The organism is Pedobacter sp. HMWF019, from assembly GCF_003061025.1.
Classification (GTDB): Bacteria; Bacteroidota; Bacteroidia; order Sphingobacteriales; family Sphingobacteriaceae; genus Pedobacter.
Genome location: NZ_QAIL01000080.1, coordinates 1 through 11,506 on the forward strand (window position 1 = coordinate 1; position 11,506 = coordinate 11,506).

The following is an 11,506-nucleotide window of genomic DNA, read 5'->3' on the forward strand; positions in this document are numbered from 1 at the left end:
ATCGGGTAACCCTTGGTACTCAACTATGGTAATTTTGTGCACTATAGCATATAAAGATATATATGAATAAAAACATCATATAAATTTTATAAAGATTTGATTGATTGGAGAATTTAATATTTTATAATATGGTTTACTTTGTTGAAAAGTTCAATTTTTTACACGGTATGACTCAAACTATTACCGTTCCATATTGTTGTATTTGTAATTAAAACATGAACTATGGAAAACAGGGAAAATGAAAAAAAGGAGAATGAATCTGTAGACCGCATCATTCTTAACGACGATGCAACATTTGAAAATGAATCCGTTGACCCAGGTTTTGAACAAAGTCTGGATACTGGATTAAATCCACAGGAGAGTAGATATTCTGAACAAAACAGTAAGCCCAAAGAAAAGCTTGAAGACCAGAATGCCGAATCAGATAATGGCCCCAAAGATGATGCGCTGAATTATAAAAATGATAGGGATCATGGTGCTTATAACCCAAAGAACATTTAAATGAGGGTTGCTATTTCTATTGATGCACAGTGAGACTTCGGAGCGTACTGTTTATAGATTTGCGCTATTCTGGATCTCTTCCTGTGTCATGGGTGTATACACTGGATAATCCTCAATGGATGGGTATTCTAAGTAAATCGACATATCTTTAGGTGTTATTATTTCCTAATATAAGCAACAAAAGCGATAATTTGTTTGAATTGAAGGTAAAAATGTTATTGCAGGGTCATTATGTTCTTTTGTATGAATTTCTTAACTTGTATAAAACATCTATAATTTAACTTGCTATGAAAACAATCCAATACTTTAGCCTTGCCTTATGTCTGCTGTCTTTAAATGGCTGTCATATCTTTAAAAAAGAACCTGCACAACAAAAGTCTGGTGATATGAAGCAAACCAATGCAATTACTGACCGCAAATGGAAACTGGTTGAACTCCAAGGTAAACCTGTAGCAGACAAAATAAATGGTAAAGAACCGTTTATCTTATTGCAGATAAGTGATAACCGTTATTCAGCTTCAGGAGGCTGCAATGGAATGGGGGGAACGTTTACTTTGCAAAACCATGGAAGAATAAAATTCTCTCAACCTATATCTACTATGATGGCTTGCGAAAATATGGACATTGAACATGGTTTAAGCCAGGTTTTGATTACTGCAGACAATTATAGCCTTAACGGAGATGATTTGTCCTTAAACAAAGCCAGAATGGCTCCTTTAGCCCGTTTTAAGGCCGTTAAATAGAACCATTAATAAAAAACGTGTTATTTCATTTTCTGTGTGGTTTCTAAAAGGTTCATTAAGTTTAAACAAACGGTTGCGCAGGATTTCAGTTGTTGCCGAATAGATTTCTTCTTAAAATAGCTATTCAAAATAACCACATATGAACATGAAAACAACACTTTATCGTTTGGCCTTGCTGGTCATGATCAGCTTCCGTGCCAATCTCAGCATTGCCCAGGAAATTAAAGTCATGACCTACAATATCTACCATGGCGAAAAGAACTATGACAATGGGAAAAGTAATCTGAAAGACATTGCGCGGGTCATCAATGAATACAAACCTGATTTTGTAGCCATGCAGGAAGTAGACAGCATGACCAACAGAACCGCTGGCTTTAATGGGGGCGTTCCCAAAGATCTTGTGGCCGAACTGGCTAAAATGACAGGGATGCATGGATTTTTTGGCAAAGCAATGGAATATAGCAATGGTGGATACGGTGAAGGCCTACTTTCCAGACACCCGTCTGTCTCAAAAGTTTATCATCTTCCTACCCCGGCAGGAGGTGAGGGCAGAGCAATGATCACAGTGAGCTCTACACTCCCTAACGGAAAGAAGATCGTGTTTGGTGGAACTCATCTTTGTCATGAATACGAAAAGAACAGGGTGGCACAGGCTGAAAAAATCGTTGAAACGCTTTTGGCTTTAAACGTACCATTTATTCTTAGTGGAGACTTTAATATCACACCTGATACCAAATCTTATCAGATCTTTACTTCAAAACTTCAGGATGCGGCCGTGGTATATGGCGAACCTGCGCTTACTTTTCCCTTCGATAAACCAAGTGAAAGGCTGGACTACGTTTTTCTTAGCAAAGGCAAAACCTGGAAAGTGACGGATGTGAAAGTGATCAAATCCGATGCCTCTGATCATATGCCTGTTTTGGTCACCTTAAAATTAAACTAAGCGATCAGGAATAGCATAAATTCAGCCCTTTCTGACTGTTTTTAGTATTTCGTCTAAAAATTTAGACGAAATACTTGTTTGTCTAAAAACATAGACTTAGATTGCATGATATAAATCCATCATGTATGAAACAGTTTTTATTTATTACAAGCCTTTGCGGGCTGAGTTTATCTGTCCTCGGTCAGCAAAAAGTATCCGTCAACGGACAAAATTCAACCCCATCAGAAAAGGAAATCATTGATAAAGTCTCTCTTCGTTGTGCTTATCAATTTAGTAAAAGGAAGCCAGGCGCCGACCAGCCTTATCGTTCTGATCAGATGATCCTGGAAATAGGTGAGCGTTTCTCCAAATTCTATGATCCGGCAAGGCAACAAAGAGATTCTCTGCTCAACGACCGGATGAAAAATACCGATCCATCTACAATCAAAAGTATAAATGTGTTTAGAGCTGAATCCGCTAAGGATTTATCGAGTATGCCTGGAACTGTCGGCTCAGGTTCGATGGAAGGGGAGAGCTATCAGATCATTAAAGATAAACAGACCAATAAACAGACCATTCTGGATTATGTGAGTGTCATAGCAGATCGGTTTAAATACACAGATGAGCCAGGAAAACTAGATTGGAAAATCTCTGAACAAACCGATACCGTACTGTCGTATACCTGTCAGAAAGCTACCCTTCATTTTAGAGGAAGAGATTACATCGCCTGGTTCAGCACAGACATTCCGGTGAGCGATGGTCCCTGGAAATTTAACGGCTTGCCCGGACTGATCCTTAAAATCGAAGATACTGAGGGTTTGTTTACTTTTAAACTGGTTGGACTGGAACAACTCCATGAAGCTTCACCTATCCTGATGGATGATTCCAGGGCCATCGTATGTACCAGGCAGGAATTTGAAAAGCAAAAGATAAAGCAGGGCGCAGGCATGCAGGTCAATTTAACTTCAGGTGTAATGACTATCGCTGAAATGCCGGGTAAAGTGGATCTTATTCCTATGGAAAAAGAATGAGAAAGCTATTTGTCTTTATTTTGTTTTATAGTATTTTTTCTGCCGATGCACAGACCACGATTAGTGGCACGGTTAGTAGCAAAGCAGAAGTAAAAGGATTGGCAGGCGTGAGTATCAGTGTGAAAGAAAAAAATGGCACCAGTATGCTGAACTTTGTGCTTACAGGAGATAAAGGAGCGTATAATCTGAGATTTAAGAGTCAGGCAGATAGTGTTATACTTGTCTTTTCAGGTTTTAATCTGAAAAAAGAGCTCATTGTAGTTGCCAATAAAACGCAGCACTTAGATTTCAGTATGATCCCGGAGTCCATTAAACTTAGAGAAGTTAAAGTAAAGCTTCCTGAAATCCGGCAACTGAGTGATACACTGAACTACAATGTAGAGGCATTTTCTGATAAAAATGACCGGACCATAGGCGACGTTTTGAAAAAGATGCCAGGCATTCGGGTTAACGACAATGGGTCTATTACTTATAACAACAAACCCATCAATAAATTTTATATTGAAAGTAAAGACCTGCTACAGGGAAGGTATGGTCTGGCTACCAATAATATTGAATTTAAGGATGTAGCAACAGTGCAAGTACTGGAAAATCACCAGCCTATAAAGGCGTTGAAGGATAAGGAGTTTACTGATGAGGGCGCCATCAATTTAAAACTAAAAGATGCTGCAAAAGGTGTATTGGTTGCTAATGCCCAATTGGGCGCTGGTTTATCACCCTTTTTATGGAACAACGAACTGGTTTCTACTTATTTTGATAAAAACAGACAGAACATCAATACTTACAAGGGGAATAACAGCGGCAATAATGTTGCGGCTGAACTGGCCTATCTCTATCCTGGAGCCGATCCTGCAGGGAACCAGGGTGGTATGCTCTCCATACAATCGCCCTCGGCCCCGGCAATCAGCCAAAAGCGCTATCTTTTTAATCAAAGCCATTTTGGTTCAGTAAACCAGCTTTGGGCATATGGAAAAGATCTGCAGCTCAATGCCAATATCAGCTATATCAATGACCGTCAGGAAAAAGAAAGCTATGCGCGTTCGGTCTATTACCTGCCAGGCGATAGCCTGTTGACCATTGAAGAAGGTTTGAAAGCTGTTGAACACAGTAGTACTATAGAAACAAATCTGCAGCTCAATGCCAATACAGACAAGTATTATCTCGATAATGCCTTTAAATTGAATGGAAAATGGAGCGGGGAAGAAGGAACGTTACAGAATATTGTCCAGGACCTGAATAAACCTGTATTTAAGGCAAGTAATGTTTTTAGCCTGATCCGGAATTATAAAAAGTCGACTATACGGATGTATTCTTCCAATGCTTACACCAGCAATCCTCAGGATCTGAAGGTACACCCTATGTTGTATCCCGATCTGTTTCCGGGTGCAGAAAGTTCCGGATTTATAAAACAAGTGCTCAGGCAAGGACAATTTTCTTCGGCCAGCAAGTTTGTCTATGGTTTGGACAAAGGGCCCTTGAAACAGAATTATGCCCTCGGTTTTAACGCGAATATTCAGACCTTGAATTCCAGACTTCAGACGGGTAATACTTCAGGTGAGCAGTTCATAATTCCTGATTCATTGCGTAATAGCCTAAATTGGAATACCTTTCAGTTTTACCTGAGCCCGGATTATATCTATAACAAGAACCGGCTTCGTATAATAGCAGGAACTCCATTGGTCTATACTTTTTTATACAGCCATAACCGTATTACTGCATTGGAAAAAAAGTTGAAACGACTATTTTTTAATCCATATGTGAGTATCAGATATGAACTCAGCTTGCTTTGGAATGTTTCTTTATCTGGGCGATATGGAAATGAACTGGGCGGAATAGAGAGTGGTTTAACCGGCTATCTTATGTCGTCCTACCGCAGTTTGGTAAGGAATGAAGGCGAATTACCGGAGCAAAAGAAACAATATTACGACTTTAATCTCAGCTATCGCCATCCATTACATGTTGTTTTCTGGAACTTGTCTGCCAGTTATATCAAGAACAGCATGAACCTATTGTATGGGTATGATTATGAAGGAATAAGAAGTCTAAAAGAGAGCTATTTAATCCCAAATGTATCGGAGAGCTACATCTTTTTTAGCAGGTTGAGCAAAGGGCTGGACTTCCTTGCCTCAACCTTAGCCCTTGAAATAGACTACAGCAAATCGAAAGCTGCACAAATCAGTAACGGAGACGTGATCGGTTTTACCAATCAACTCCTGGGCTTAAGACCGGAAATATCCAGCAAATTGGGCAAATGGGCAAGTTTATCTTATCGTTTCCAATACAGTAGAAGTGTCAACAGGATATCTGCTGACCCGGGCAGGTTTACACCCATCAGCAATTCCATCCAGCGCGGCCAATTGAACTTTTTTCCTGCTAGCGGGCTTACACTCAACCTCGGATTGGAGCATTTTTATAACAGTGTGATTATTTCCGGAACCAAATCGCTCAACTTTGCCGATGCAGGAATCAAATATGTATTTAAGCGTATGGAATTTAACCTGGAATACACCAATATTTTAAATGCCCGGCAGTATGTTTCTGCCTCTTATACAGACATCAGGACCTTTTATACCGCTTATAACCTCAGGCCGGCCCAAGTGTTGATGAAAGTCAGATTTAAGGTTAAATAATTATTTGTTTGTCTATAAAATTAGTCATACATTTATCATGCTATGGAAAAAAATGCACAGTTAACAAAAGCTGAAGAGCAGATTATGCAGGTATTGTGGGATTTGGGTGAAGGTACAGTTCAAGATATCCGCGACAAGCTGGAGGAGCCTAAGCCGGCAAGAACCACTGTATCTACCGTGCTGACTATTTTGGAGAACAAAGGCTTTGCCTCTCATCACGGACAGGGCAGGATAAACAGATATGTTCCATTGGTTGCAAAAGAAGCTTATTCCAAAACGCAGTTATCCGGTTTACTAAAGAATTATTTCGGTAATTCATTTGCTGCTATGGCTTCTTTTTTTGCAAAAGAAAATAACTACACCATTGAAGAATTGGATCTTTTGCTTAAAGACACCCGCGAAGAACTGAAAAAGGAAAAATAATAATAATATTATGGAACAGCTGGTCATCTATCTTTTAAAATCTGCATTGTATACGGTAGTATTCCTGGGTATATACTCGTTTTTTCTAAAGAACGAAACCTTTTACAAATTTAACCGCTGGTTCTTGTTATTGGGCTTGTTTATTGCTTTCGCGCTTCCTTTTTATACCTATACTTATCAGGTACACCTGGTTTCATCTCTTAACATCAGCGATCCTGTTTCAACGGTAGCAGCACCTAAAGATACCGGATTTCCATTATGGGTATATGTGTTGGCCGGAACCTATCTAACTGGCATTTGCTTTTTAGTTCTGCGGCATTTGGTGGGGATCCTGAAAATTCAGCACATTATTGAAAAATATGGCTATACCTCAGCAAATGGCTTTAAGTTAGTAGAAACCCCGGTATTCAGTGCCTCATTCTCCATTTTTAATTATGTTATTATGGATAGCAAAGCCAATAGTTCTGAATTGGAAAAAAAGCTTGTCCTGGCGCATGAACTGGCACATGTTAAACAGATTCACTGGGCAGACCTACTAGTGGGACAGTTGTTTTGCATGGTACAATGGTTCAATCCCTTTGCCTGGATTTACCTGGACTGGATGAAGCAGAATCACGAGTTTCTGGCAGATCAGGCTGTATTGTTGCAAGGACATTCTGTTGCTGTATACCGCGCTACACTGGTTAACCACACTCTGGGGGCCCAGATATTTGCCCTGGCGAGTTCTTTTGCTCAAATCGGTCAGTTGAAAAGAATAAAAATGATGATGAAACCTGCCTCGGGTTCATTGAGGAAATTTGCAGTTTTGCTGGTTTTACCTGCCTTGACATTTTTTCTGTGGGCATTTGCCAAACCAGAACTGATCATCAGCCCTCTTCCTATTTCTAATACCGATCAACCAAAGGTAGTTCAGCAAAAGCCCATAACAACTGTTGTTAAAAAGAAAAAAATAGCTACGGCAAAGACTAAATCAAGGGAAACAGAGCCTGAAGATTCAAAATCGGCCAAAGCACCAGCTTTCATCACTTCTATCCCAGCAGACTCGGTTGTGAAACCGGAGCAGGTCGTTGTGAAAATACCTGAGGAAAAAAAAGACCCATTGGTATTTGTTGACGGGGTAGAGGTAAAGTCTATGAATGGCCTGAATTCGAACGATATAGAGGCTATACATGTATTTAAAGATAAATCAGCCATGGCTGAATATGGTGAACGGGGCAGAAATGGAGTGATAAAAATTGAAATGAAAAAGGCAAAACGACCAGCCACTTTTAATCTTCCACAGGAAAATATGTCATCGCTTTAAATTTTTTTACTCCGAATTTTACATCAGTTTTAATTCTAAAGAATAGAAACTGATGTAAAACGGCAGACTGAGCACTTAAATATTAATGGAAGGCTTTCCTGACCCAATTAAATAAGCTTCCTTCAATACTTCCGAAAATGTGGGGTGAGGATAAATCATATCATTCAACTCCTTAACCGTAATTTCATTCTTCATGGCAATTGTGGCTTGAGAGATGATATCCGCGGCTCGGGCTCCAATAACATGTACCCCCAGAACCTCGCCATATTTTGGATCTATTAATACTTTAGCAAAACCATCTAAATCCCTTGATGCCCTAGCTCTTCCACTGGCCAAGAAAGGAAATTTTCCAATAGTATAGGCTGTGTTGTCCGCCTTTAACTCTTCTTCAGTCTGCCCAATAGAGGCCACTTCCGGCCAGGTATAAACCACACCCGGAACTAGTTTGTAATCTAAATGCGATTGCTCTCCACAGATCAGTTCTGCAACATACTTTCCATCTTCCTCTGCTTTGTGCGCCAACATGGGCCCATTAATGACATCTCCGATAGCGTATATATTCGGAACGCTGGTTTGCAATTTCCCATCTACTTTAATTTTACCGTTCTGCAGCACTTCCACGCCTGCAGCACCCGGGTTAAGCTGGTCTGTATAAGCCTTTCTGCCGATGGCAACAAGGCAATAGTCTGCATTTAATTCCTGTTGCTCTGACCCTTCGTTTTCAAACACAACCTTTACTTCATTTCCTGAATTCTGAACAGACTGAACCCGTTTATTCAACTCCAGCTTAATATCCAGTTTGCCAAATGATTTTTGCAAGGCTTTACCAAGTTCTCTATCCATGGTAGGAAGCAGGGAATCTGCATATTCTATAATCGTTACCTTGGTTTTTAGCCGTGCAAAAATAGAGGCAAACTCTACGCCGATCACACCTCCTCCAATAATCAGCATAGATTTTGGTTGTTCAGTTAGAGACAAAGCCTCTGTAGAAGTAATTATTCTCTTTTTATCAATTGTTACACCAGGCAGGGTAGCGGGTTTGGATCCCGTGGCAATGATGATGTGTGCCGCCTCCACAATAACATCTGTGTTTTCCGTTCCCTTAATCAGCAGATGATGAGCGTCAATAAAGCTGGCCGTCCCAGAATGTACCGTAATTTTGTTCTTCTTCATCAGAAAATTCAATCCTGCACCATTTTGAGTAACCACATCATCTTTTCTTTGTATAAACTGATTAAAATCCAGTCGTAGGTTATCCGTTTCAATACCATGAACAGCAAAATCTGTTTGCGCCAGATGATAGTGCTCTGAACTATCCAAAAGTGCTTTTGTAGGGATACATCCTACATTGGTACAGGTGCCACCAAGTGTTTTGTATTTTTCTATCAAAGCAACCCTTTTTCCCAGCTGAGCTGCACGGATTGCTGCTACGTATCCACCTGGCCCTGAGCCAATCACGGCGATATCATATTTATTTTCCATTGTATTATTAGTTTTATAGACAACTGTCTAGTTTACGATTAAAAAAATTATAAGAGGTATTCCAGTGATTTTAAAAAGTCTTTTAAAGGTTTGTCATTTCTGGAGATTTTTCTTTGGATAAGACTGCCTTCAAAGGCATTAAAAAGTATGTTGGCGAGTAAAGTTGTATCGACCTTAGATTGAATAGAGCCATCTTTTTGGCCCTCAGTTATCAAAGCACTCATTTTGAAAATGATGTTATCATTGATCAATTTTTGCAGTTTGTCTGCAATAGCCCTATTTTCTCCTCCGATTTCCTGCCCTAAATTGCCCATAATGCAACTCACGAGTTTGCCCCGTTCAATGGTTGATGTTAGGGATGCCTTAGCTCTTAAAGAAAAGCAGCCAATGATTTTCTGTTTAGGGTTTAATTTTTCATCGTTTATAACTGCAGAAAAAGGCTCTGCAATATCTTTCTGAAAGAAAAAATCCAATACCTCTAAAGCAAATTCTTCTTTGTTTTTGAAGTAGTAATGAAACGATCCTGTAGGCATTTCGATAGCCTTGGTAATTTCCCGTACCCCGGTATTGTGATAGGATTGGGCAGAGAAAAGGTCCAGTCCTATCTTTAGAATTTTATCTTTTGGAGTCATAGGTTAAAGTTATAGACAGTCGTCCAAATTATCAAAAAAGGAGAGTGGAATCTTTAATTATATGACGTTAGTTAAACAAATATACGCCCCAAGCCATTCCCACGTCATCACTGTTCATTCACAGGTATGAAATCTTTATAAAAAAAGAATTGCAAAAACGGTGTGGAATTCTGGAGGAAGGTGCATCTGAAAATTATATACGACTAAAACAGACAGAAATGGAAGAGAATAAGATTACAAATGCCCAATTAAATTTCACCTGCCATCAGGATTGGAACAGTATGAAGGACCAAGGCGATGGCAAACGGCATTGCAGTTCCTGTGAAAAAATGGTTTATGATCTGACCGATAAGAATGTAGCCTATTTTATCCAGATCATGCAGGAGAACAACAACAATGTATGTGGTCGTTTTTCTACAGATCAATTGAAGGCAGACCGATTGCCTAAGAAAAATTCCCTTTGGAAAAAATGGGTTATTGCTGCAATGGTTTTTGTAGGTTTGGGCTCTTTGATGACTAAAGCCAGCGCGCAGGAAAGTAAATTAGGTAAAGTCCTGAAGCCGAATCCGGATTGTCAAAGGACTGTTGAACAGCAACCGGTCTTGATGGGCAAAATTGCCATCATACATGATCCTGTAGACGATGTTTTATATGATTATCTGATTAAAAACTGTAAAGTCCCCGCATCTGCTCAAGGAAGGCTTATCCTTACTTTTAACCTGAAACAGGATGGAACAATAGATCGTCTCGCTGTTAATGATCATTTACCCAAGACAGTGAGCGACGAAGTTTTAAAGGTAATTAGAAAAGCACCAATTGCCAGAATGGTCAAAAAAGAAGTACTGAAACAATCTGCAAGGCCACATACTTTGCATTTAACTTTTGAAAGGGGAAAGATGCTGGCGAACAGTTATTAATGACAACAGATGCCGGGACCGCCAGCATCTGTTGTGGAAAGTTGAAATCAAAGATATTTAGACGGAATCATCGGTTTTATTGATAAATACCCTCAAAAGTCACAGTGGCACCTGCAGTTGTTGTCCATTTAAATCCCCCATTAAGATCAACAAAAAAACTTGAGCCAACAAAATCAGATGTAAAAAGTACGTGAGTACCACTTGTGTCTTTTACATACAATGCAAAGACCAGTCTAAATTTTGATCCCAGTTTATCTTCCAATGATAATTTCTCTGGAATATCAATTACAATTGGATAAGAGACAGCTGAAGGGATGGTGCTTACACTACTTTTAAAATAAACAGGGAATTCAAAATTTCTGTCAAGGATTTGTTGGTAGGTGAGGGGGTTGATGGTTTTATAGACTTCGACCCACACATCTCCACCATTAAACTTGAATTCATTTTGTTTCCACTGATCCAATCCTGTTATCGTAATCTGACTTGCAAAAGGGGTTAGTACTTTGACTTGTCTTTGTGTACTTGATATTTGACCATCTGCGTTTTTAACAGTAAGTGAAATATTAAATTCTCCACCTTCTTCAAAGGAGATAGCTGGTGTTCTTTCTGTAGAAGTCTTACCGTTTCCAAAATCCCATAAATAGGAAACGGCATTTGTGGAATTGTTGACAGGGATAATTACCGTTCCCTGTCTAAAGATTATGGAAGATTGGGATGTATTTCCAAGAGTGAAGCCGGCCTCTGGGCCTGGAGTTTCTATCTTCTTACAAGCACTTATACTTAATATGGAAGCCAGGATGATTAGGTAGGTTTTTTTCATGAATTTAGATTAATTAATTGGAACTAAAGTAGTGATTTATATCCACTTAAGATCACTGTAACATGCTTTTTGCATATTTTACCCATGTATCCATGCCAGAAC

The 11,506-nt window shown here is 39.4% G+C and carries 11 protein-coding genes; 8 read left to right on the forward strand and 3 right to left on the reverse strand.

Annotation, left to right across the window (positions count from 1 at the left end; all coding sequences use genetic code 11):
- Positions 1-222 precede the first annotated feature (222 nt).
- The 7 genes from DBR11_RS04890 to DBR11_RS04920 all read left to right on the forward strand — a co-directional run bounded on the left by DBR11_RS04890 (position 223) and on the right by DBR11_RS04920 (position 7,553).
- Complete coding sequence (locus tag DBR11_RS04890) at positions 223-501, forward strand: hypothetical protein (protein WP_108550490.1); 279 nt, start codon at positions 223-225, stop codon at positions 499-501.
- Between the two features lie 287 nt (positions 502-788).
- Entirely contained in the window at positions 789-1,244 is a 456-nt protein-coding gene (locus tag DBR11_RS04895) for an META domain-containing protein (RefSeq protein ID WP_108550491.1), read from the forward strand.
- Between the two features lie 145 nt (positions 1,245-1,389).
- Positions 1,390-2,187 (forward strand): endonuclease/exonuclease/phosphatase family protein, encoded by a 798-nt coding sequence (locus tag DBR11_RS04900; RefSeq protein ID WP_108550500.1) that lies wholly within the window; start codon positions 1,390-1,392, stop codon positions 2,185-2,187.
- A gap of 125 nt (positions 2,188-2,312) precedes the next feature.
- The gene (locus DBR11_RS04905) at positions 2,313-3,197 is read left to right on the forward strand and encodes a GLPGLI family protein (RefSeq protein ID WP_108550492.1); all 885 of its coding nucleotides are present in this window, start codon (positions 2,313-2,315) and stop codon (positions 3,195-3,197) included.
- Positions 3,194-5,827 (forward strand): TonB-dependent receptor, encoded by a 2,634-nt coding sequence (locus DBR11_RS04910; protein ID WP_108550493.1) that lies wholly within the window; start codon positions 3,194-3,196, stop codon positions 5,825-5,827. The genes DBR11_RS04905 and DBR11_RS04910 overlap by 4 nt, the downstream gene beginning before the upstream one ends.
- Before the next feature lie 42 nt (positions 5,828-5,869).
- Complete coding sequence (locus tag DBR11_RS04915; RefSeq protein WP_108550494.1) at positions 5,870-6,250, forward strand: BlaI/MecI/CopY family transcriptional regulator; 381 nt, start codon at positions 5,870-5,872, stop codon at positions 6,248-6,250.
- A 10-nt stretch (positions 6,251-6,260) separates the two neighbouring features.
- Positions 6,261-7,553, forward strand: coding sequence for a M56 family metallopeptidase (locus tag DBR11_RS04920; RefSeq protein WP_108550495.1), 1,293 nt, complete (start codon positions 6,261-6,263; stop codon positions 7,551-7,553).
- Between the two features lie 75 nt (positions 7,554-7,628).
- Here the strand turns inward: DBR11_RS04920 and lpdA are convergent, their stop codons facing one another.
- Positions 7,629-9,035 carry a dihydrolipoyl dehydrogenase gene (gene lpdA, locus DBR11_RS04925; protein ID WP_108550496.1) on the reverse strand — a complete coding sequence of 469 codons (1,407 nt, stop codon included), beginning with the start codon at positions 9,033-9,035 and terminating at the stop codon, positions 7,629-7,631.
- A 47-nt stretch (positions 9,036-9,082) separates the two neighbouring features.
- Positions 9,083-9,667 carry a TetR/AcrR family transcriptional regulator gene (locus DBR11_RS04930; protein ID WP_108550497.1) on the reverse strand — a complete coding sequence of 195 codons (585 nt, stop codon included), beginning with the start codon at positions 9,665-9,667 and terminating at the stop codon, positions 9,083-9,085.
- Positions 9,668-9,885: 218 nt separating this feature from the next.
- On the opposite strand from DBR11_RS04930, the gene DBR11_RS04935 reads away from it, so the two are divergent.
- Positions 9,886-10,584 carry a hypothetical protein gene (locus DBR11_RS04935; RefSeq protein ID WP_146186466.1) on the forward strand — a complete coding sequence of 233 codons (699 nt, stop codon included), beginning with the start codon at positions 9,886-9,888 and terminating at the stop codon, positions 10,582-10,584.
- A 76-nt stretch (positions 10,585-10,660) separates the two neighbouring features.
- On the opposite strand, the gene DBR11_RS04940 is transcribed toward DBR11_RS04935, so the two are convergent.
- Positions 10,661-11,404 (reverse strand): PKD domain-containing protein, encoded by a 744-nt coding sequence (locus tag DBR11_RS04940; protein WP_108550499.1) that lies wholly within the window; start codon positions 11,402-11,404, stop codon positions 10,661-10,663.
- Between the last annotated feature and the right edge of the window lie 102 nt (positions 11,405-11,506).

Bases quoted from the DNA above. Each gene is read 5' to 3' on its own strand.
- DBR11_RS04890 (WP_108550490.1), top strand. From the start codon at position 223: ATGGAAAACAGGGAAAATGAAAAAAAGGAGAATGAATCTGTAGACCGC.
- DBR11_RS04895 (WP_108550491.1), top strand. From the start codon at position 789: ATGAAAACAATCCAATACTTTAGCCTTGCCTTATGTCTGCTGTCTTTA.
- DBR11_RS04900 (WP_108550500.1), top strand. From the start codon at position 1,390: ATGAAAACAACACTTTATCGTTTGGCCTTGCTGGTCATGATCAGCTTC.
- DBR11_RS04905 (WP_108550492.1), top strand. From the start codon at position 2,313: ATGAAACAGTTTTTATTTATTACAAGCCTTTGCGGGCTGAGTTTATCT.
- DBR11_RS04910 (WP_108550493.1), top strand. From the start codon at position 3,194: ATGAGAAAGCTATTTGTCTTTATTTTGTTTTATAGTATTTTTTCTGCC.
- DBR11_RS04915 (WP_108550494.1), top strand. From the start codon at position 5,870: ATGGAAAAAAATGCACAGTTAACAAAAGCTGAAGAGCAGATTATGCAG.
- DBR11_RS04920 (WP_108550495.1), top strand. From the start codon at position 6,261: ATGGAACAGCTGGTCATCTATCTTTTAAAATCTGCATTGTATACGGTA.
- lpdA (WP_108550496.1), bottom strand. From the start codon at position 9,035: ATGGAAAATAAATATGATATCGCCGTGATTGGCTCAGGGCCAGGTGGA.
- DBR11_RS04930 (WP_108550497.1), bottom strand. From the start codon at position 9,667: ATGACTCCAAAAGATAAAATTCTAAAGATAGGACTGGACCTTTTCTCT.
- DBR11_RS04935 (WP_146186466.1), top strand. From the start codon at position 9,886: ATGGAAGAGAATAAGATTACAAATGCCCAATTAAATTTCACCTGCCAT.
- DBR11_RS04940 (WP_108550499.1), bottom strand. From the start codon at position 11,404: ATGAAAAAAACCTACCTAATCATCCTGGCTTCCATATTAAGTATAAGT.